This window comes from Cytobacillus oceanisediminis 2691, from assembly GCF_007678455.1.
Classification (GTDB): Bacteria; Bacillota; Bacilli; order Bacillales; family Cytobacillaceae; genus Mesobacillus; species Mesobacillus oceanisediminis_A.
Genome location: NZ_VEEP01000015.1, coordinates 17,793 through 39,350 on the forward strand (window position 1 = coordinate 17,793; position 21,558 = coordinate 39,350).

The 21,558-nt window shown below is 44.8% G+C and carries 17 protein-coding genes and 2 riboswitches; of the genes, 13 read left to right on the forward strand and 4 right to left on the reverse strand.

Going from position 1 to position 21,558, the window contains the following annotated elements:
* Positions 1-169 precede the first annotated feature (169 nt).
* Positions 170-871 (forward strand): SH3 domain-containing protein, encoded by a 702-nt coding sequence (locus FS736_RS22180; protein WP_144481308.1) that lies wholly within the window; start codon positions 170-172, stop codon positions 869-871.
* Positions 872-1,172: 301 nt separating this feature from the next.
* Here FS736_RS22180 and FS736_RS22185 read toward each other — a convergent pair whose 3' ends face one another.
* The 4 genes from FS736_RS22185 to FS736_RS22200 all read right to left on the reverse strand — a co-directional run bounded on the left by FS736_RS22185 (position 1,173) and on the right by FS736_RS22200 (position 3,666).
* Entirely contained in the window at positions 1,173-1,697 is a 525-nt protein-coding gene (locus FS736_RS22185; RefSeq protein ID WP_144481309.1) for an ECF transporter S component, read from the reverse strand.
* 438 nt (positions 1,698-2,135) lie between these two features.
* Positions 2,136-2,732 (reverse strand): hypothetical protein, encoded by a 597-nt coding sequence (locus FS736_RS22190; RefSeq protein ID WP_144481310.1) that lies wholly within the window; start codon positions 2,730-2,732, stop codon positions 2,136-2,138.
* A gap of 99 nt (positions 2,733-2,831) precedes the next feature.
* Positions 2,832-3,182 (reverse strand): hypothetical protein, encoded by a 351-nt coding sequence (locus tag FS736_RS22195; RefSeq protein ID WP_144481311.1) that lies wholly within the window; start codon positions 3,180-3,182, stop codon positions 2,832-2,834.
* Positions 3,183-3,219: 37 nt separating this feature from the next.
* Positions 3,220-3,666, reverse strand: coding sequence for a hypothetical protein (locus tag FS736_RS22200; protein WP_251544855.1), 447 nt, complete (start codon positions 3,664-3,666; stop codon positions 3,220-3,222).
* 481 nt (positions 3,667-4,147) lie between these two features.
* Here FS736_RS22200 and FS736_RS22205 point away from each other — a divergent pair, with 481 nt between their 5' ends.
* The 12 genes from FS736_RS22205 to ptsG all read left to right on the forward strand — a co-directional run bounded on the left by FS736_RS22205 (position 4,148) and on the right by ptsG (position 21,224).
* Positions 4,148-5,974, forward strand: coding sequence for a bifunctional metallophosphatase/5'-nucleotidase (locus tag FS736_RS22205; RefSeq protein ID WP_144481312.1), 1,827 nt, complete (start codon positions 4,148-4,150; stop codon positions 5,972-5,974).
* A 34-nt stretch (positions 5,975-6,008) separates the two neighbouring features.
* Entirely contained in the window at positions 6,009-6,485 is a 477-nt protein-coding gene (locus FS736_RS22210; RefSeq protein WP_144481313.1) for a DsrE family protein, read from the forward strand.
* A 252-nt stretch (positions 6,486-6,737) separates the two neighbouring features.
* Positions 6,738-7,733, forward strand: a complete 996-nt coding sequence (locus tag FS736_RS22215; protein WP_144481314.1) for an ABC transporter substrate-binding protein — start codon at positions 6,738-6,740, stop codon at positions 7,731-7,733.
* A gap of 174 nt (positions 7,734-7,907) precedes the next feature.
* The gene (locus tag FS736_RS22220) at positions 7,908-9,344 is read left to right on the forward strand and encodes an esterase/lipase family protein (RefSeq protein ID WP_144481315.1); all 1,437 of its coding nucleotides are present in this window, start codon (positions 7,908-7,910) and stop codon (positions 9,342-9,344) included.
* A 192-nt stretch (positions 9,345-9,536) separates the two neighbouring features.
* Entirely contained in the window at positions 9,537-9,911 is a 375-nt protein-coding gene (locus FS736_RS22225) for a hypothetical protein (protein WP_144481325.1), read from the forward strand.
* Between the two features lie 215 nt (positions 9,912-10,126).
* Entirely contained in the window at positions 10,127-11,080 is a 954-nt protein-coding gene (locus FS736_RS22230; protein WP_144481316.1) for an AAA family ATPase, read from the forward strand.
* Between the two features lies 1 nt (position 11,081).
* A complete protein-coding gene (locus FS736_RS22235; protein WP_144481317.1) occupies positions 11,082-12,299 on the forward strand; it encodes a DUF58 domain-containing protein in 1,218 nt (405 codons plus the stop codon).
* Complete coding sequence (locus tag FS736_RS22240) at positions 12,296-14,521, forward strand: transglutaminase TgpA family protein (RefSeq protein WP_144481318.1); 2,226 nt, start codon at positions 12,296-12,298, stop codon at positions 14,519-14,521. Before FS736_RS22235 ends, FS736_RS22240 begins: the two co-directional genes overlap by 4 nt.
* Positions 14,522-14,552: 31 nt before the next feature.
* Positions 14,553-14,654: riboswitch (purine riboswitch) on the forward strand.
* Positions 14,655-14,790: 136 nt separating this feature from the next.
* Positions 14,791-16,338, forward strand: coding sequence for a glutamine-hydrolyzing GMP synthase (gene guaA, locus FS736_RS22245; protein WP_144481319.1), 1,548 nt, complete (start codon positions 14,791-14,793; stop codon positions 16,336-16,338).
* Between the two features lie 86 nt (positions 16,339-16,424).
* Positions 16,425-16,526, forward strand: a riboswitch (purine riboswitch).
* A gap of 131 nt (positions 16,527-16,657) precedes the next feature.
* Positions 16,658-17,989: an NCS2 family permease gene (locus FS736_RS22250; protein WP_144481320.1), complete on the forward strand. Its 1,332-nt coding sequence runs from the start codon at positions 16,658-16,660 to the stop codon at positions 17,987-17,989.
* A gap of 136 nt (positions 17,990-18,125) precedes the next feature.
* On the forward strand, positions 18,126-18,968 hold the full coding sequence (gene glcT, locus FS736_RS22255) for a glucose PTS transporter transcription antiterminator GlcT (protein ID WP_144481321.1): 843 nt from the start codon (positions 18,126-18,128) through the stop codon (positions 18,966-18,968).
* 180 nt (positions 18,969-19,148) lie between these two features.
* Complete coding sequence (ptsG, locus tag FS736_RS22260; protein WP_144481322.1) at positions 19,149-21,224, forward strand: glucose-specific PTS transporter subunit IIBC; 2,076 nt, start codon at positions 19,149-19,151, stop codon at positions 21,222-21,224.
* The last annotated feature ends 334 nt before the right edge of the window (positions 21,225-21,558 follow it).

Here is a 21,558-nt window from a genome sequence, read left to right on the forward strand (position 1 = left end):
TCTGTTGAGCCGGGCTTTCGACATTATTCGCCATGGATAGGGTGAAAATTACTTACTAACCGATATGGCAGACAGCGGTATTTCTGATAGAATATAAATATAGACGATATGACTATTGCAATTACGGTTAAAACCTAGCATATTGGTAAATAGGAGGTGCATGTGCGATATGCGACACGATATACAAGCGAATGAACAGGCATTCTCAACGAAGGAAGTGGCAGAGGAGATTGGGATTGCGACGCCTACTGTCCGAAAGTATGGCCAGATTTTGGAACGAAATGGTTACGAGTTTTTGAAAGACGGTGACCGCCGGATTTTCGTGCAATCCGATATCCAAGCACTTGTAGCGTTACGCGATACGGACAAGCCGCTGGATGAAACAGCCAAGGACCTTGTGGCACAGCAAAGAGAGAAGCTGGAAGGAGCGGGCGGTACAGAAATCGCTCTTAACGATACATACGAAAATCTCCCTCAGGACCCGAATCAGTTAAAAGAGGTTTTACTTTTTGTTGTCAATGAATTGGCAGCGGCGCGTGAAATGAATGTGCAGCTAAAAAACGATATGGCCCAGCTGAAAACGAATGTCTCACAGCTTCAGCAGGATCATCATGTGATCAGTTCGAGTATTGGGAATTCAGCACAAAGAACCAATGCGAAAATCGAGAGGATCCTGGAACAGCAAAATGCCCAATATGAAGACTTGCTGGAACAGGAAAGGGAGCGAAGTGAACTCCTGCAAAAAGAGCTGCAGAAAATGCGCGAGGAACAAAAGAATGAGTGGAATTCTCAAATTGATTTTAACAGACGTTTAGAAGAGGAAATCCGGAACAGAAAATGGAGCTGGCTATTTTCGTTGTTCAAGAAATAAATTAGCGGTATTTATAAGTATAAGAGAATGCTATTAAACACAAGCGCATATTGCCAGCCGATATAAAGCAATGTACAAAAAGCATTGGGACTGGTGTCTGTCTGTATATCGCCAGACGATACGCTATGGCAAATAAAGTCGGAAATGTTTGATCCACTTTCAAAATTCAACAATTTCCCGAGAAATATCTACAAATTTTTAAAGTGGTATCGACAAAATCAGCTTCATACCATGACCTTATACATAATAGAAATCCCCTATGAAATCATAGGGGATTTCTTTATTACTCTGATCTTACTGATTAGAACAACTTCTTGATTCGTCCTGCAAGAGGAATCACAATCAATCCTGCGAGTACCACCTGCATGATGTTGCCCGGGATGGAGCCGAATGGCTGGATCCAGTTGCCGTAAAGGACGACTTCTGCAAAATAGTAACCAACAATCTTGATCAGCATCGCGACGATCACTGCGAGCGAATAAACAACTACCTTTTTGCCTGGCATTTTTTCAGCCATCAAGCCTGCCAGATAACCCATCAAACCAACGATGATGAATGTGAATGGAGCCCATACAGCCCAGCCGGAGATCAAGTCGAACAATCCCATTCCGAAAGCTCCTGCAATTGCTCCTGTTTTTCTGCCGAAAACAAACGCGGCGATGAATAGAGGAACGTTACCAAGGTGGATCAAACCGCCATTTCCCATGATTGGAAGCTTGATGTTGATAAACATGGTTGCTACCACGGTCAACGCGATAAAAAGAGCATTAATCACAAGAGTCTTTGTTTTAGACATGCTTGTAGATGTAGAGTATGCTGCATTCATATAATTACCTCTTTCCTTATGATGTCCTTTTCGCAAGATGCCCTTCTATACGAAAATATTATTTTAATTACTATCATACTCCTTATTGGGAAGTTAATAAATACTTAAAAATATACACACATACCGAATATTTGAAAATTTAAAGTAAGCTTTTGTTTTGATTTAGAAGATTTATTTCGCTTTTATGACTCATTGAACGTACACATGACGGGCACCATAACTTTAATTCGGAAAAACGTATAAATCGGTCAAAGGATGTTTTAAAACAACGCATATATACGAATTTTGCCATTCAAGAGATGTATGTTTTTTTGAAAAAGATATGTATCTTAAGAAATCCAGATTACAAACAAAAAAGCACCCAATGGATGCTCTTGAATATGAATGGAGCGGGATGGAAGAAACAAAATGCCGCAGAGGGATAATGACTCTATAATCTCAATAAGTCGGAGCATCAGCATCTTTTTCGGAAGATTTACTATGGTCCTGAGAAATTTGACTATCAACCGGATCATCAGATGAGTTGCTGTTTTCCTGGGAAAGAGAGCTGTCAGTCGCATTATCAATGGCACTGCTGTCATTTTGCGCGAGTGCACTATCCGTAGGAGCATTTGCTGAACTGCTTCCGCCCTGTGCAATGCTGCTGTTAGTAGGATCATCTGCAGCGTTGCTGTGGTCCTGAGCAACAGCGCTATTAACCGGGTCATCGACTGCGTTACTGTGTTTTACAGCAACCGCAGAATGGTCTACATGGCCGATGGAGATTTGTTCAGGGTTTTGATGCTGACTTAAATTAAGATGGAGATTTAGCTGAAGAGGATAGTTCTGTAAGATGTTCTGCAGCTTGCTGTTAAAATCCCGACCTGAATGCGTTTCTATGAGAGTCGAAAGGTTCTTGTTGATTTCCTTCTTCAGTCTTGGCTCCAGATATTCAGCCATCATCTTTTTGAATTCTTTCCTGATTTTCTTCGTTAATTCACCAGACAGCTCTTCCAGGATTTCTTTCTTCATTTGTTCCTTAGTCCATTTATCCATAAAATTCACCTCTTTTTCTAATACTTCTCAGCGGCTGGAAATGACACAATCGATCCCCACTGCACATGGGCTGTGGGGGATCGATTGTTATTTCTTATTTTAAAAAACTTCCGTGGACTTGCTGTCGTCGAGGGCGACAGAGCTGTCGAAAGGATTGTCGGATGCATTGCTGTCGTCTTGAGCAAGAGCACTATCGAGAGTATTATCCGCAGAATTGCTCTTACCCTGTGCAACTGAAGAATCAACAGGATTTTCAGCTGCATTGCTCTTTCCTTGAGCAACAGAACTGCTTACCGGGTTATCTGAAGCATTACTGAACCTTTGAGCAACGGCACTTGTATCGGGGTTGTCGGATGCGCTGCTGCCTTTTAATGCAACGGCTCCATTTTCAATGTAGCCAATAGCAAATTGCTTGCAGCTTTGGGACTTGTTTTTTTCATCTTTGTACATCTAAATTCACTCCTTTTTTTACTAGTAATGAACCATTTTAAAAAATCTCTTTGGCCTTGCTGTCATCCAGTGCAACAGCGCTGTCGAATGGATCGTCAGAAGCGTTGCTGTCATCCTGAGCCAGGGCACTGTTATCAGTGTCGTTTGCAGAGCTGCTCTTATCCTGGGAAACAGAACTATTCGTTCCGTCATCCAATGAATTGCTTTGGCCCTGTGCAACAGCACTGTCATCTGGATTGCCAGAAGCATTACTGTAATCCTGTGCAACGGCACTATTGGTTGGGTTATCTGATGCATTACTGTCATCGATGGCAATGGCCCCATTAGTGATGTAGCCAATCGCGATCTGCTCTGGTTCCTGCTCCTGCTTATACCACTTTTTATCCTCTTTCTTGTCGCATTTGTCTTTCTTTTTGGATTTTTTGCGGTCTTTTTCGGGATAATCCCACTGTGGCATTGGATACTTCTTGTACTCTCTATACATTTCATTCACTCCTTTTTACTAGATTCCTTAGCATTATATTTTCGTTTCTTTTTTTTGAATGGACAAACAAACTAATTGGTTTTTAAAAATGTAAAATGTACGTTTGTATCAGTAAAGCCCCGATTTTCATTTGCTGCCAGATAATAGCAGGCAGGCCGTTTAGTTTTGGAGTAAAGTCAGCAAGTTTTTCGCAGGAATAACTTACAATTACAAACTGATATTCATGTTAATAACTATTCTGGATAAATATAACTATTTTCAGGAATGTAATGACCACCAAAACATTGATAAATAAAGCCTTTTTTATAAAATTAATGATAACTGAATTATTAGGTAAAAAGACTGAATATTAAGAATCGTCGTTGACTTTATTAAATACCGCTGATAGTATCCTGAACTGACAAGCAAGTTGAAAGGGGAATTGAGATGGCGACTTGAAGATTGCTTGATATATTTAAATTTTTGAGGGGGAAATACAAAGTTGAAGACTTCCATTTATCGTAAAGTGGCCGCAAGTATTATAACAGTCGCTTTTTTAACCACTGGGTATACAGCTTATGCAAACCTGACCGAATTAAAAGAGAATAGACATGCAAATCCTTTGGAGGGGGAAGAGCATATTCAACAGTCGGGCTGGGATGAAAGCGCTGACAAATCGGTGACACTTATGCAGCTTGGAGACCTTCATGGGCATCTTATACCCAGGAAAAACCTTAATACCGAAAACTTTGAAGGGACTGTGGGCGGGCTTGCCCGAATTGCAACGGTAATCAAGGAAATTAGAAAAGAATCTTCCCAAAACCTGTTGTTTAACATAGGGGACACACTCCATGGCGGAGCAGAGGCACTTTATACTGAGGGCAAGGCAATGACAGATATTTTAGATAAATGGCGGATTGATGGGTATGCTTCTGGAAACTGGGATTTTCTTTATGGAACCGAACGCTATCTTGATCTTTTCGAGAATGGGCGCTGGGGAGCTGTCGCGGCAAATCTATATTACGAGGGCGAGCCATACGCCGACAAGGCTGGTGAGCGGGTCCTTCCGCCTTACCGGGTAATCAAGCGGGCTGGTCTTAGTGTGGGAATTGTAGGTTTTACAAGTGAACGCGGACCAACTGTTGGAACAAGCACGACAAAAGGTTTCCGGTTTACTGGGGAAGGTGAAGAATTGCCTGAAATGATTCATGAATTGCGTGAAAAAGAAAAGGTAGACTTAATCATCATGATTTCTGAGCTCGGTCTGGCCAAGAATCTTCAGCTGGCAAACCGCTATCCTGGGGTAGACGTTCTTCTGTCAGCGGATATGCATGAAGAGACTCCTAGGCTGATTGAGACAAAGTCAGGCACCCTTGTTTCCGAGGTGAGCCATGATGGAATAGCTGTCGGGCAGCTTGATCTCCAGGTAGGAGAAGAGGGCATTACAGGCTGGCGCTATGAATTACATAAAATCGACGAAAGCATAAAAGAGGATGAAGGCACTTCAAAACTAGTCGAAAAGGAACGAGCCATGTTTGTGAAAGGCAAAGGGTTTCACTCACACGAAAATCCAATAAATAAGACAATTTTGTATAAACCTATTGATACAGTTATTGGTGAGGCAAAAAAACCTCTCTATCGAGGGAATTTTTCTGATCATGAAATGCCGGGTGTAGTGGAGGGTTCTTCTCATAACTTCCTGGCAGATGTGTTCCGGAAAGAAGCTGGAGCCGACATTGGCACAATCCGGGGTTTTCGTTATGGGACCCACGTTGCAACTGGCGATATCCGTCTGGAGGATATTTATCACTTTATCCCGGTGGCCCCTTTCATTGCGAAGGGAACGATAACAGGGAGCCAGCTTCACGACCAGATAGAGAGGAGCCTGAACGGCTCACTAAATCCGGATCCATTCAAATGGACAGGAGGATGGGTCCAGGCATACAGCGGTGTTCGTTATGAACTTGATCCATATGCTCCTGCCTTCGGTAAAGCAAGTAATATTGAGATATTTGATCAAAAGAAAAGAATCTGGCAGCCTCTTGATATGGACAAACAGTACACTGTTGCCGGGTATTGGTATCCAGGCCGGCCGGATGACATTGGAACTGGACTTAAGATCAATGATAATGCTCAGACAGTAAATGGTCCTGACGGCAATCCGCTGGACGCGACCGAAGTAGTGGCAAGATACTTATCTAAAAATCAGGCGGATCCTGAATTGGGGCGAGTTAAGCTACTTCATAAGCTGCCTGAACCAGCCTTTGGAAATAGGGAAATCCAGCCACTGAATGGAGTGCCTGAAAGAGTCGGTACAATTCAAAACTAAGATTCATACCCATTACTAGATAGGAGAGATCAACATGCGAGAGAAGATAGTCTTTATTGTAATGACAGCATTGCTTTTAACTACAGGCCTTTCCTGGGCTGCAGCCAAAACAGACGGAGAAACGGGACGGCCAAGTACGACGCCGCAGGGACATTATCAGGTTGTCTGGCAGGTCTCTGATCCTGCTGGAACAAATGAAAGCACTTGGGCTGGAGTTTTGAACAATATTGAAAATTCACTTTCTGAAATCGGTGAGGACAAAATGGAGATTGAAGTGGTAGCTTTCGGAGCAGGCATCCATATGCTTAGCAAGGAAAAAAGTTCTCCAGAGCTTCAAGAGCGTATCCGGAAACTTCAAGAACGAGGCGTGGTATTTGCAGCCTGCGCAAACTCAATGGCGAAAAACGGCTATGTTATGGAAGATATGGTCGAGGGAGCAATCCAAGTGCCATCAGGAGCAGCAGAAGTGATTCGCAAACAGCGACAGGGCTGGATTTATATGCAGTCTTGATCATTAATAACTTTTTATATTAGGAGGACTCTCATCAATGAGGGTCCTTTTAGTTAAGTGAATTTGTATTGCTTCCGAAAATTATTGCTTATATAATAATAAAGTTTAAATTTACTATTGTCTGACATTTTAGCACGTGTTAATATCAGAATATTAAAAATAATAAGAAAAACATTCCTAAGGAGGATTGGCAGCTTTTTCATTCACCAAGAAGATACATAACTATTTTTATGAATTTGGGGAGGATGAAGGATGAAAAAGAGTTTGGCTGTTTTATTGAGTGGTGCGATGCTGATGCTTGCCGCGTGCGGCGGGGGTGGTAACCAGGCGAGCGGAGAGAAGAAGGAAAAGACGGTGAAAATCGGGATTACCCAGATTGTGGAGCACCCTTCTCTTGATGCTGCGAGGGAAGGATTTATCGCTGCCCTTAAGGATGCCGGTTATGAAGAAGGCAAGAACCTGGAGATCGATTACCAGAATGCCCAGGGTGACATGAATAACAATGCGTCGATTGCCCAAAAGTTTGTTTCAGATAAAAGTGACCTGATTTTAGCGATTGCGACACCGAGTGCCCAGGCAGCAGTCCAGGCGACGAAGGAAATCCCGATTCTGTTCACTGCGATCACGGATCCTGTCGGCGCTGAACTCGTCCAGTCAATGGAGAAGCCGGGCGGAAATGCGACTGGAACCTCTGACACACATCCTGATGCCATCAAGAATACCATTGCTGCCATCAAAAAGTTCGTCCCGGGAGCGAAGAAGGTCGGAATTATTTACAACAATGGTGAACCCAATTCGGTGGTGAATGTTAAAAACGCTAAGGAAGCTTTGGAGGCTGAAGGACTGGAAGCCGTTGAATCGACGATTTCGACAAGTTCTGAAGTGAAGCAGGCAGCCGAGTCGATGGTTGGACGTGTAGATGTCCTGTATATTCCAAAGGATAATACCGTCGTTGCGGCGCTTGAGTCGGTAATCACTGTTGCGAATGATAAAGATATTCCTATGTTCGCGGGGGAAGGTGATTCAGTGAAACGGGGAGCATTCGCATCCTATGGGCTGGATTATCATGACCTTGGCTATACCACTGGAAAAATGGCAGTGGAGATCCTTGAAGGCAAAAAGCCGGCTGACATCCCGGTTGGTTACCCTGAAAAGCTTGAGCTGGTCGTTAATAAAAAGGCAGCTGAAGAAGAAGGAATCACGCTGACAGATGAGTTGCTGAAGGACGCAAAAGTTGTAGGAGAATAATAGTCTGAGAGCCTGCCGGGTTGGCGGGTTCTTCTTGTTCAAGAAGTGAGATAATACTATCTTCCCAATCAAAATGAAGCAAAGTACCCTTCTAATCCAACATGCTTTTTAATATTTTTAAATGATGTGTGTAAAAAGGAGGAGGGGTAAAGTTTGAGAAGGAGCAAAAGGATTATGTCATTATTAATGGTTTTATTGTTGATGGTTCCTGTTGCCGCTAAAGCAGGTGATCTGGGCGGGGGTTCCTCCGGGGTTCCAGGCACATGGTATCTGGGGGCAGATCCTTCCTGGATTGATCCGGCTAAATCGCCGATCGTCTTCATTCATGGATATAACAGTTCGGCCTCCGTGTGGTGGGACGGCAATGATATGTATGAGACTGCACTGGCCAATGGCTATCAGACAGCATTTATCGATTTATACCCCGAAAAGGACATGTGGGAAAATGGAGCGATGCTGGCCGGAAAGCTAAAGCAAATTTATGAGCATTTCGGCAATAAGAAGCTGGTCGTGGTCGGCCACAGTAAAGGCGGGGTTGACACACAGACTGCGCTCGTCCACTATGGCGCCCACCAGTATGTTTCAAATGTCATCACCCTCTCCGCGCCGCATCATGGCACCCAGCTGTCAGACCTGGCTCACAGCAGTTCTGCCTGGTGGCTTGCGGCATTGCTTGGAAGCAATAATGATGCTACACGGTCACTGCAGACTGGAAATATGAGTTATTTCCGCAGCATTACCGATAATCACGCGAATGCAGCCAAGAACCGTTATTACACACTGGGCGGCTATAAATGGGGCTCTTTTGGCAGTGCATTGTACTGGGGTGGGCTTTATTTAAGCAGTTATGGCTCGAATGATGGTGTTGTGACAGTCTCCAGCTCCCGCTTGCCAGGCGGAACCATCGTCCGGGAAGGAGCCTGGAACCATACAACAGTCCGGGAAGGCTCATATACATTTTCAGTATTCAAACCATATACAATGTCAGCACAGCCAGCCGCTGCCGGTACATTTTCACCAGAAGAAGCAGTGGCGGAGCCTGATACAACCCAGATTGTCCGAGGCGGGAAATCGGAAAAAGCCATCAATGACCGCTTCATCATTGAGGAAGGGGCAGAGCGTTTCCAGATGGCTTTTCTGAGTGAAAAAAAGCTGCCATCACTCAAGCTGAAAGGTCCTGATGGCAAAGAATACAGCGTGATGAAAATCGAGCAGGACAGCAGTGATTTCTTCAAAGGAGCATGGGTCCACCTGTTTGAAGTCGATCGGCCAAAGGCTGGGATGTGGAAGGTAAACGGGCCGGGCGCTGCCTACTTGATGGTAGTTGGTATCAATAGCCCGCTTAGTATTGAATTGAAAAAAGACCAAAGCCAGAAGATGAAAGCTTCTTATAAAACAAACTGGATCAAATTTGACCATGACAATGAAAAGAAACTCAAAGAAGCAGGTAAAGGTGTTAAAGCAGGCAAAATCGCCGATGGGGATTTTGACCAGCCTGGCGTTTACAACCTGACAACAGAAGTCACCGGAGTTGACAGTAAAGGGAAACCATTCGAACGGACGATCGTTGAATCGATCTATGTTGACGAAAATGGAAAGATTCACAGATAAACAAAGGGGGCGGCTGGCATGGGCCAGCTGTTTCTTATTTACAGGAATGAAATTCTTTTAATAGCCTGTTCTGCCTACTGCCATTATCTATGCTGTGTCTTAATGACTAATTTTCACATAAATGATGGAGTGGCGGAGTTGCCGTCCGATATAGAAGATAAGCAGAGTTTTTAACATCAGGAGGAGAAAGTGATGCACGTTTTGGATTTGATTGCCAGGATCAACAATCGTGTCGAGGAATTGGATTTTGCTGCTGCGAGATTGTATATGGAAGAGAACATTGAAATCCTTAATGAGAACCGCAGCCATTTAAAGTCGAATGCCAGAGAGTTGCTTGAATTTTTGACAAAACGCATGGAAGCCGGCCAACAGCCGCTAACCAGGAAGGACATGGCAGTCATTAATGCTGTGAACAACTATGCATCCAAATTTGACTTGCGAGGTTTGAAGGTAGTCATCAAGGATCACTCGCTGCTGTTTTTGCGGAGCGATATCGAATCGTATTTGAACACAGACGCGAGGATCATTCTCGAGGGCATGGGTGCGATTCCAAAGGCTGCAAGCTAAATAGATAAATAGATGAAATGTTGACGGCCTCTCAATTGAAGGCCGTTTTCTCTTTTTATGAAACTTTCTTTTACGAATTCACGTCTATCGCAAAGCAGAAATATTTTCATCACAGCAATTACAGGATTTTGACAGAAAAATAGAGAATATAGACTTATTGGAAATAAAAATAAAACGTATTTTCGTAGATAAATAGATATAAGGGGGAAATTTCAATGAGGGACCAGATGAATCCAACGGTTGATCGAATTCTGGGTAATATCGATAAGGTGATGACAGGCAAGCGGAACGTGGCGGAGTTAAGCCTTATTGCGCTGCTCGCTGGAGGACATGTGCTGCTTGAGGACGTGCCGGGTGTCGGCAAGACGATGATGGTCCGCGCGCTGGCGAAGTCTGTCAGTGCCAAGTTCAGAAGGATCCAGTTCACTCCTGACCTGCTGCCTTCAGATGTGACAGGCGTTTCGATTTATAATCCAAAAGAAATGGAATTTGAGTTCAGGCCGGGACCAATCATGGGCAACATCATCCTGGCTGATGAAATCAACAGGACGTCTCCGAAAACTCAATCAGCTCTGCTTGAAGGAATGGAAGAGCATAGCGTTACGGTCGATGGCGTAACGCATATTCTCGACAAGCCGTTTTTTGTCATGGCGACACAGAACCCGATTGATTATGAGGGAACGTATCCGCTGCCCGAAGCCCAGCTGGACCGTTTCCTCCTGAAAATGAAAATGGGCTACCCGGCGCTTGATGAGGAAATGGAAGTGCTTGACAGGGCGCAGCGCAATCTTCCAATCGAGGATTTGCAGCCGGTGGTCTCGCTTGAAGATTTACGCGACCTGCAGCAGAGCATAAAAGAAGTCATCGTCGACGAAACGCTCAAGCGATATATTGTAGAACTGGCAAGCCGGACGCGCGGCCATTCAAGTGTCTACCTTGGCGTAAGTCCACGTGGATCGATTGCCTTGATGAAGGCGTCCCAGGCGTACGCTTTTATATACGGAAGGGATTATGTCATTCCGGATGATGTCCAGTATCTGGCACCCTATGTCTTCGCCCACAGGATCATTTTGAAATCAGAGGCAAGGTTTGAAGGGGTCACCGCTGAGGATGTCGTAAACAGGGTGATGGCGAGAGTGCCTGTGCCGATCCAAAGGCTCGTGAAATAGTATGAAACTATATTTTCAAAAGTTCAAAGAAATATGGAAGCTGATCGTTTTGCTGTTCTTGATTCTGCTTACTTTTTCATATGCGATGTTCCAGGGCGGTTTTGTCAGCTGGTTCCTTTTTTACAGCTTCGTGCCATTCGGGCTGTATGCACTGAGTCTTGCTTTATATTCTTTAAAAGAAATAAAGGCGGAGAGAGTATACACAAAACAGGAGTACAACGCTGGCGAAAAGTTCAGGGCGAGCATCGTCCTTGAAAGAAATATCCCATTCCCGCTGTTTTACGCAATCGCCGAAGAACAGGCAGGAGAGACGCTTGCCGGGAACCGGGATCTGCAACAGGCGAATACCATGGTATTCCCGGGATTCAATCGGGTATTCAGCTTCGACTACTCGATCGAGAACCTGCCCCGGGGCGAACATGTCCTGACAGGTATCAAGCTGAAGACGGGAGATTTGCTCGGCTTGATTGAAAAAGAAAAAATCCTGCCGGCTGAAAACCGGATTCTTGTCTATCCTGCTTATCAGGATTTGGTTTACCGCCCGGTCGCACACCATTTTGACCAGGGCATGACTGCCTCGAAGGAGCGTGTCCAGCGAGATACATCGATGGCCATTGGTGTTCGTGAGTACCAGCCGGGGGATCGGTTTTCCTGGATCAACTGGAAAGCGACAGCAAGGCGAAATGATATCATGACAAAGGAATTCGAACAAAGGCAATCACATAATGTGACACTTTTGATGGACTGTGCGCCGGACCCGCGATTTGAAGTGATCGTTTCGTTTACCGCTTCCGTCCTCAGGGCGATTTTGCGCAAAGGGGCCCAGGTCGGACTGCTGACATCGAGCAATGAGCGTGTGGCTTTTCCTGCCCGCGGCGGGGAGAGCCAGCAGCAGCAGCTTCTCTACCATCTTGCCAAAATCCAGGATGGCAGTCCGGTCCCATTCGACCGAGTTCTGGAAGCAGAAACCTTCCTAGCGCAGCAGAACAATTCAATCATGCTGGTTACCGCCCAACTCACGAAAGAGTTGATTGAAAAAGCGGCGTTCTACAATCAAAGAAACGGAGCGGTCAGTATTTTCCTGATTAAAAATAGCCAGGAATCACCGTCAAAAACAGAAATAAACTTAAGGTCATCGGCAAATGCAAGGGGAATCCGGCTTGTCATGGTACATGACGGCCAGTTCCCGGAAGCCTTCTCGGAGGTGAACAAGGGATGACAATCGCTAAGCCGAAAAAAGATGCAGCCTTCTTCTTGCTGTATATCTTCAGCTTTTTGCTGTTATGGGAATGGCTGAGGCCATTAAAGGAACTGACTGATACAGGCCATTTGAGTGTCTTCCTTGGCTTTGTATTTGTCTCGCTGATGATGTCGTACTTCAACATGCCGGTGATTCCGGGAGCACTCGTGAAAATCATCATCATCTTATACTCAGTCCACTTCATGTATTATGAAGGAACATTTTTCAGTTTGAAATGGTTCACCGAGCTTTTCACCGAGGCGATGTCGAATGCCATTTATATAGTGAATGCGGACTGGACAGAGATTTCTAATGTATTTCGGACATTGTTATTCTTTACTCTGCTCTGGCTGATGGCTTATCTGATTCAATATTGGCTGATCAACCGAAAACAGATTTTTGTGTTTTTCTTCATGACGTTAGTTTACATCACGGTTCTTGACACGTTCACTCCATATGAAGCAGATGCGGCGATTGTCCGGACAGTCATTGCCGGTTTTGCTGTGCTGGGAATGCTGTCGTACCACCGGATTGCTGACAAGGAAGTGGTGAAGAAGAACCTCAACAGCGTGAAAAAATGGATGGTTCCTTTGGTGGCGATGATTGTTTTAAGTGTGGGGATCGGCTATGCTGCTCCTAAAGCTGACCCGATCTGGCCGGACCCTGTCCCATTCATTACCTCCTATAACCAGGATTCCGGGGAAGGCAGCGGCGGCGTTAAGAAGGTTGGCTATGGAACAGATGATTCAGCTCTTGGCGGACCATTCATCGGTGACGACCGGGTTGTTTTTACCTCAGAAGCAGATGGACGGCATTACTGGAGGATCGAAACGAAAGATGTCTATACGGGAAAAGGATGGATCACAGAAAAATCCGAAGCGGCAACACCAGTTGAATTTTTACCAGAACAGGCAATTCCGCTGCAGCCTTTCGATGCGGGTGTGAAAACAGAAGAGCGTAACAGCAGGGTCATTCCGAAAATCGGGTACCCACACCTTGTCTATCCGCTCGGGGTGAAACAAGTGAAGGCTTCTGCAGGTTACTCGTCATTGCAGTTCATGCTCGATCCCGAGACAGAGAAAATTACTTCCCTTCCTGATGGACAATCAGGGTCATTCGGCCCGTACTCACTCACATTCGATTATCCTGTCTACAGTGTCGACAAGCTCAAGGCGGCTGGGAAAGAGGATATTGCAGGAGAGGAGAATGCGGCTTTCCTGGCAAAATACACACAGGTGCCAGAAGCGCTTCCAGAGCGGGTTGTGAACCTGGCTGAGGAAATTACGAAGGATAAACAGACGTGGCTTGAAAAAGCCCAGGCAATTGAAAAATACTTCCGTTCGAACGAATTTGTCTACGATCAAACGGATGTTGCTGTCCCGGCTGATGACCAGGACTATGTCGATCAGTTCCTGTTCGATACACAGCGGGGCTATTGCGACAATTTTTCCACATCGATGGTTGTCATGATGCGTTCTGTTGGCATTCCAGCCCGCTGGGTAAAAGGCTATACCGAAGGGGATTATATCGATACTCTTGATAGCGGCCGCCGGCTTTACGAGGTCACAAATAATAACGCCCACTCCTGGGTGGAGGGATATTTTCCCGGTGTCGGCTGGGTTCCATTCGAACCGACTCAAGGATTTTCAAATAATGTCCAGTTCGAATACAACAACGACAACAACACTGAATCCACTACAGAGGAAAAGGATGAAAACGTAACGGCACCAGAGGCGCCAAAGAAGCCGGAACTGCCGGAAGAACAGGCACAGGTTGGCAAGCCTGAGGTTTCCTTTTCAGAAGGTCTGAAAAATGCCGGTGCGTTCCTGAAGGATAATTTCTGGAAAATTCTGCTGACAATGCTGGTTCTTGCTATGTTCGCTGCGATCATGTACAGGCTTCGCGGGAAATGGCTTCCGGCACTGTATATCCTTCTCTATAAGTATAAAAAGCAAAACAAGTACCTGGAGAAAGCCTATATTGCCCTGTTGAAGCAGCTTGGACGATACGGGCTTAGGCGGGAGGATGGCCAGACATTGCGTGATTACGCCTATTATGTGGATTCATTTTTCTCGACAAGCGATATGAGAAGACTCACCTCCAAGTATGAAGAATATCTCTATCGCGGCGAATTGAATGAAGAGATGTGGCAGGACGTGAAAAAGCACTGGGAAAACATGATTCGGAAATCTGGGGCTTGACCGTTAAAATATTATACTGATACAATGTGTGCAACTATATAGAATCAACCTTCATATATCCTCGATAATATGGATCGAAAGTATCTACCAAATCACCGGAAATGATTTGACTATGAAGGCAGGCTTCTTTTTGTTCGTAACGGGCTGGAATTCTGCTTTCCTATTATTTTTGGATGGCAGGATTCTGGCTTTTTTTATGCGTAACAAGCCATACTACTTACATAACCATCTAATGGAAGTACCGCGTCTATTTTAAATGAGGTGAATTTATGAAAAACGAGCTGCAAGACCAGGAAATGATTATAGTATTAGACTTTGGCAGCCAGTATAACCAGCTGATCACAAGACGGATCAGGGAGTTTGGCGTCTACAGTGAGCTTCATCCGCACACGATTACAGCGGCTGAAATCAAGGAAATGAACCCAAAGGGAATCATTTTTTCAGGAGGGCCGAACTCTGTTTATGATGAGGGAGCCTTCCGATGTGATGAAGAGATTTTCGAGCTGGGCTTGCCGATTTTGGGCATCTGCTACGGAATGCAGCTTATGACAATGCATTTCGGCGGGAAGGTCGAGAAGGCAAAGAACCGTGAATACGGAAAAGCCCTGCTGACTCTCCATAACCAGAACACATTATTCGAAGGGACTCCGGGTGAACAGGTTGTCTGGATGAGCCATGGCGACCTCGTCACCATGTCACCGCCAGGATTTTCTGTAGATGGAGTCAATCCATCCTGCCCGATTGCAGCAATGAGTGACGAGAGCCGTAAGCTTTACGCGGTCCAATTCCACCCTGAGGTTCGCCACTCCATGTATGGGAATGACCTGTTGAAGAACTTTGTCTTCAAGGTGTGCGGATGCGAAGGCAACTGGTCGATGGAAAACTTCATTGAAATCGAAATGGAGAAAATCCGCCAGCAGGTAGGAGACAAGAAGGTTCTATGCGCATTGAGCGGCGGTGTTGATTCCTCAGTTGTGGCCGTATTGATCCATAAGGCGATTGGCGATCAGCTGACATGTATTTTCGTTGATCATGGATTATTGCGCAAAGATGAAGCAGAAGGTGTCATGAAGACTTTTGCTGATGGCTTCAACATGAACGTTATAAAGGTGGATGCCAAGGATCGTTTCCTCAGTAAGCTCGAGGGTGTATCCGATCCGGAGCAGAAGCGTAAAATCATCGGAAACGAGTTCATCTATGTTTTCGATGATGAAGCGGAAAAGCTTAAGGGCATTGAATTCCTGGCACAGGGAACATTGTATACCGATATTATCGAAAGCGGCACTGCAACGGCACAGACAATCAAGTCCCACCACAATGTCGGCGGGCTGCCTGAGGATATGCAGTTCAGTTTGATCGAGCCATTGAACACATTGTTCAAGGATGAAGTCCGTGCGCTTGGCACCGAGCTTGGCATTCCTGATGAAATCGTCTGGCGTCAGCCATTCCCTGGACCTGGACTCGGCATTCGTGTTCTTGGGGCCATTTCAGAAGAAAAATTGGAGATTGTCCGTGAGTCGGACGCCATTCTTCGGGACGAAATCAAGAAGGCGGGCCTTGATCGTGAAATCTGGCAGTATTTCACCGTCCTTCCGGATATTCGCAGCGTAGGTGTCATGGGGGATGCGAGGACATATGATTACACAATTGGCATCCGTGCAGTAACATCCATTGATGGAATGACGTCCGATTGGGCAAGGATTCCTTGGGATGTCCTTGAGATAATCTCCACAAGGATCGTCAACGAAGTCGATCACGTCAACCGCGTCGTTTATGATATCACCAGCAAACCGCCTGCAACTATTGAATGGGAATAAAATACGAACGATTTTTAAAAACGGACATGAAAATGTTCGTTTTTTATTGACTCAGGGCAAAAGTCCTGTTAGAATAAAACCGAACTTAATAATTTGTCATAATTCGTCGTATAATCTTGGGGATATGGCCCAGAAGTTTCTACCGAGCTACCGTAAATGGCTTGACTACGAGGTAAATAAATCATGGCTGGCAATCTGTCATACTTTCAATGTATTGCCTGGCCATCATTTCTGCTATTGCCTTTAGTCAACGCCCGGTAACCCGTGGCGTTTTCTTTTTGGCCTTATTTCCTGAAACTATTCAGGGGGAAAAGAAAAAATGAAGAAATATTTCGAGTTTGATAAGCTTGGCACGAATTATCGCCGCGAATTCATTGGCGGAATGACCACGTTCCTTGCAATGGCGTATATCCTGATTGTAAATCCTAATGTACTCACACTGTCAGACATAAAGGATCTTCCGGAAGCATTGAGAATGGATGCTGGTGCTGTATTCGTGGCAACAGCTCTTGCAGCGGCGATTGGCTCCATCATTATGGGTTTGATCGGAAAATACCCAATTGCCCTGGCGCCGGGTATGGGCTTGAATGCCTTCTTTGCTTACACAGTTGTTCTAAGCCACGGTGCACCATGGCAGCATGCGCTTGCAGCAGTGTTTATCTCAAGTGTATTCTTCCTGCTGCTAACGATTACAGGCTGGCGTGAAAAATTGATCAATGCCATCCCAGTTGAACTAAAGCACGCAGTCGGAGCAGGGATTGGATTGTTCATCACCTTTATCGGATTGAAGAATGCAGGTATCATCGTCGATAATCCGGCAACGCTCGTTGGGTTAGGCGACCTGACAAACGCCAACACATTGCTTGCGCTTTTCGGATTGTTAATCACCGTCATCATGCTGACAAGAGGCATTCACGGTGCGGTATTCTTCGGCATTATCATCAGCGTCATCGTTGGTATGGTTTTTAATCTTATTGAAACACCTGAAAAAGTAGTTGGTGCAGTACCAAGCGTAGCGCCAACCTTTGGAGCTGTTTTCACGGCATTCGGCGATCCATCTTTCTACACATCGACCATGCTCGGTATCATTTTGACTTTCCTGTTCGTCGATTTCTTTGATAATGCAGGTACACTGGTTGCAGTTGCCAATCAGGCAGGCTTAATGAAAGAAAACAAGCTGCCTCGCGCAGGACGTGCGCTATTTGCAGATTCAATCGCATCCCTTGTTGGTTCCATCTTCGGAACATCGACAACAACATCGTATATTGAATCATCTGCAGGTGTAGCTTCAGGAGCGCGAAGCGGATTTGCTTCTTTAGTAACAGCAGGATTCTTCCTGTTATCGCTATTCTTTTTCCCGCTGCTTTCAGTGGTCACTTCAGCCGTAACAGCACCAGCATTGATCATCGTTGGTGTACTGATGGTTTCTTCACTTGGGAAAATCGAATGGGGCCGCTTTGAAATCGCAGTACCATCATTCCTTACAATGATTGCGATGCCATTGTCATCCAGCATCGCAACTGGGATTGCGGCAGGATTCATCTTTTATCCAATCACCATGCTCGTGAAGGGGAAATCAAAAGATGTCCATCCGATTATGTACCTGTTCTTCGTCATCTTCGTTCTATACTTTGTGTTTTTAACAGAATAGACATTTCGGTCCAGCGGATGCCGCTGGATCTTTTTTTGGCAAAATTTGAAGACTGCCAGGTAAACACTTCAGATTGACTTCTAAATTCTCCTTATATACGATATTCCCATAGAACAAGCTGAAACGGGGAAACGGCATGGACAGAATCGAAGTGAAAAAAGGCTTGAACAATAATGTATTGATTGCTGACCATCCAACATTCGGGGAAGTCATCATGATTGGCAAGGGAATTGGCTTCAACCGGAAAAAGGGAGACCTGATCGAAGAGGGCCAGGCGGAGAAAATGTTTGTCCTCAAGGATGAAAAAGAGCAGGCAAACTACATCAAGCTTTTGCCTTTTGTTGAAAATGACCTGCACGAAGCAATCATATCTTCCATTGAATTAATCAAGAAACGGACAGCTGGCCAGCTGAATGAACACATCCATGTCGCCTTGACGGACCACTTGATGTTTGCAGTAACAAGGATTTCAAAGGGGATGGAGTTCAAAAATCCATTTTTGGTGGAAACAAAGACACTATATCCAATGGAATTTGAGATTGCTAAAGAAGTGGTTCAGCTTATCAAGGATCGATCCGGAATTGAACTTCCTGATGGAGAAATCGGTTTTGTTGCCCTCCATATCCATAGCGCCATCATGAATCGCAATCTGTCTGATGTGAACAAACACTCACAGCTTGTGACAAAACTAGTACAAATGATTGAAGAAAACCTGGATGTCGAAATCGATAAAGAAGACATAGACTATATGAGGCTTGTCCGCCACATACGTTTTACCATCGAGAGGGTCAATAACGGAGAAAAAGTAGAAGAACCGGAAAAATTTGCAACCCTCTTGAAAGAGGAATACCCTCTGTGTTACAATCTTTCGTGGAAACTCATTAAAGTGATGCAGCAGACCTTGAAAAAACAAGTATTCGATGCCGAAGCCGTGTATCTGACGATGCATCTGCAAAGGCTTCAGAAAAAAGTTAAATAAGCAGTTATATCTTACGTGTTACTGATTCGATCAGGCATGAGTAAAGAATGTAATTGAAATGGAGTTTTATGGGTACTATATCCGTATGCTTCTTTTCGATACACCTTACTCATGCCTTTTTTATTTGTTTTTTTAATGTTTGTAACCGCTTTAAGAGAAAAAATTTCAGGAGGTCTTCCTATGTTTAAGAAAGCTTTTGGTGTTCTTCAAAAAGTAGGTAAAGCGCTGATGCTTCCGGTTGCACTACTTCCGGCAGCGGGTATTCTGCTTGCACTTGGTGCTGCGCTTAGAAACCCTGCTTTGTTAGAGCTTGCTCCATTTTTAAATAACGGCGGCGTCGATCTGGTTGCTGCTGTCATGCAAAAAGCCGGAGATATTGTCTTCGGAAACCTTCCGCTGTTATTCGCGGTTGGTGTAGCTGTTGGTTTAGCGGGCGGTGAGGGTGTTGCCGGTCTTGCTGCGATTATCGGATACCTGATCATGAACGTGACAATGGGTACTGTCTTAGGCATTACTCCAGAAGATGTCAACGGACTGAACTACGCAAATATCTTGGGTGTCCCAACACTTCAGACAGGGGTGTTCGGTGGTATCATCGTGGGTATAATTGCCGCAGCTCTTTACAATAAGTTCTTTGAAATCGAATTGCCTTCTTACCTTGGTTTCTTTGCAGGTAAGCGTTTCGTCCCGATTATCACTGCCGGAACAGCCATCCTGCTTGGATTGGTAATGATGGTTATCTGGCCTCCAATCCAAAACGGCCTGAATGCATTCTCGCAAAACATGGTTCACGCAAACTTGACTTTATCAGCATTTATCTTTGGTGTGGTTGAACGTTCATTAATTCCTTTCGGTCTGCACCATATCTTCTATTCACCATTCTGGTATGAATTTGGTCAGTACACTACTCAAGCTGGAGAAGTTGTTCGCGGGGACCAGCGTATCTTCATGGCCCAAATTGCAGATAACGTACAAAATCTTACTGCAGGTACATTCATGACAGGTAAATTCCCGTTCATGATGTTCGGTCTTCCAGCTGCAGCATTGGCTATTTATCATGAAGCACGTCCTGAAAGAAAAGTGGTAGTCGGCGGTCTAATGGTTTCTGCTGCCCTGACTTCATTCTTAACAGGTATTACAGAACCACTTGAGTTCTCATTCTTGTTCGTAGCACCAGTGCTTTTCGGAGTACACGCCATTTTTGCTGGTCTATCATTCATGACAATGCATCTATTAAATGTAAAAATCGGTATGACTTTCTCTGGTGGTCTTATTGACTACATTCTGTTTGGATTGATCAACCCGCAGACAAACGCATGGATTGTAATCCCTGTAGGCCTAGTCTTCGCGGTCATCTACTACTTCGGGTTCCGTTTCGCAATTCGTAAGTTCAACCTGATGACACCAGGCCGTGAAGCAGTTGAAGAAGATGGGGAAGAAGGCGGAGTGAAGGGACAAGTTAGTGACCTTCCATATGAAGTCCTTGATGCAATGGGCGGTAAAGAAAACATCGCTCACCTTGATGCATGTATCACACGACTTCGTGTATCAGTTAATGATATTGGCAGCGTCGATAAAGATCGCTTGAAAAAGCTGGGTGCTGCTGGAGTCCTTGAAGTCGGCAACAACATCCAGGCAATTTTCGGACCGCGTTCAGAGACTATTAAAGGTCAGATGAAGGACATCATGAGCGGTAAAAGACCTCGTCCTGTAGAAACGAACCAGGCAACAGAGGTTGAGCAGCAAATTGAAGAAGTGAATCCGGAAGCATTGCAGACTCATCATGATGCAGATTCCGCAGCTGAAACATTCGTTTCTCCTATTAAAGGGGAGATAAAACCAATTACAGAAGTCCCTGACCAGGTATTCTCTGGAAAAATGATGGGTGACGGTTTTGCAATCGTACCTGCTGAAGGTACAATTGTTTCACCGGTAGACGGAAAGATCGTAAACCTTTTCCCAACAAAGCATGCAATCGGAATCCTCTCTGACTCTGGACGGGAGATCCTTATTCATGTGGGTATCGATACGGTTAATCTGAAGGGACAAGGGTTCGAAACACTTGTTTCTGAAAATGACACTGTCACAAAAGGACAGCCGTTATTGAAGGTGGATCTTGATTACATCAAGGAAAACGCAACGTCTATCATTACTCCAATCGTATTCACTAATCTATCTGAAGGCGAAAGCATTGTCATCAACAAAGAGGGTAATGTGGATGTGAAAGACGAGAATATCATTACGATATCTAAATAAGGTAAATAAACAGCTGGTCTCCCGGATGGAGATCAGCTGTTTTTATATACAGAAGGAAAGTGAACAATCGAAACTTTTCCCAATTATTTCAAGGTATAATCGTATTGACTCTGCGCATGTCGGGTGATAGTATATAGAAACAGTCGCGAACAGGTTAACAACATTTTGGTGATGAAAAAATAAAATCAAAAAGCTGTTGACATTCAACGCTGTGATGTGATAAATTATTAAAGTCGCTTCTGAGCGGCGCACACAATTTGCTCTTTGAAAACTAAACAAACAAGCGTCAACAAACAATAAATTATCATGCTTCTATTAATAGAAGACATGAGCC

What these genes read in the sequence shown, in the direction of transcription:
- FS736_RS22180 (WP_144481308.1), top strand. Translation starts at nt 170, where the DNA reads ATGCGACACGATATACAAGCGAATGAACAGGCATTCTCAACGAAGGAA.
- FS736_RS22185 (WP_144481309.1), bottom strand. Translation starts at nt 1,697, where the DNA reads ATGAATGCAGCATACTCTACATCTACAAGCATGTCTAAAACAAAGACT.
- FS736_RS22190 (WP_144481310.1), bottom strand. Translation starts at nt 2,732, where the DNA reads ATGGATAAATGGACTAAGGAACAAATGAAGAAAGAAATCCTGGAAGAG.
- FS736_RS22195 (WP_144481311.1), bottom strand. Translation starts at nt 3,182, where the DNA reads ATGTACAAAGATGAAAAAAACAAGTCCCAAAGCTGCAAGCAATTTGCT.
- FS736_RS22200 (WP_251544855.1), bottom strand. Translation starts at nt 3,666, where the DNA reads ATGTATAGAGAGTACAAGAAGTATCCAATGCCACAGTGGGATTATCCC.
- FS736_RS22210 (WP_144481313.1), top strand. Translation starts at nt 6,009, where the DNA reads ATGCGAGAGAAGATAGTCTTTATTGTAATGACAGCATTGCTTTTAACT.
- FS736_RS22215 (WP_144481314.1), top strand. Translation starts at nt 6,738, where the DNA reads ATGAAAAAGAGTTTGGCTGTTTTATTGAGTGGTGCGATGCTGATGCTT.
- FS736_RS22220 (WP_144481315.1), top strand. Translation starts at nt 7,908, where the DNA reads ATGTCATTATTAATGGTTTTATTGTTGATGGTTCCTGTTGCCGCTAAA.
- FS736_RS22225 (WP_144481325.1), top strand. Translation starts at nt 9,537, where the DNA reads ATGCACGTTTTGGATTTGATTGCCAGGATCAACAATCGTGTCGAGGAA.
- FS736_RS22230 (WP_144481316.1), top strand. Translation starts at nt 10,127, where the DNA reads ATGAGGGACCAGATGAATCCAACGGTTGATCGAATTCTGGGTAATATC.
- FS736_RS22235 (WP_144481317.1), top strand. Translation starts at nt 11,082, where the DNA reads ATGAAACTATATTTTCAAAAGTTCAAAGAAATATGGAAGCTGATCGTT.
- FS736_RS22240 (WP_144481318.1), top strand. Translation starts at nt 12,296, where the DNA reads ATGACAATCGCTAAGCCGAAAAAAGATGCAGCCTTCTTCTTGCTGTAT.
- guaA (WP_144481319.1), top strand. Translation starts at nt 14,791, where the DNA reads ATGAAAAACGAGCTGCAAGACCAGGAAATGATTATAGTATTAGACTTT.
- FS736_RS22250 (WP_144481320.1), top strand. Translation starts at nt 16,658, where the DNA reads ATGAAGAAATATTTCGAGTTTGATAAGCTTGGCACGAATTATCGCCGC.
- glcT (WP_144481321.1), top strand. Translation starts at nt 18,126, where the DNA reads ATGGACAGAATCGAAGTGAAAAAAGGCTTGAACAATAATGTATTGATT.
- ptsG (WP_144481322.1), top strand. Translation starts at nt 19,149, where the DNA reads ATGTTTAAGAAAGCTTTTGGTGTTCTTCAAAAAGTAGGTAAAGCGCTG.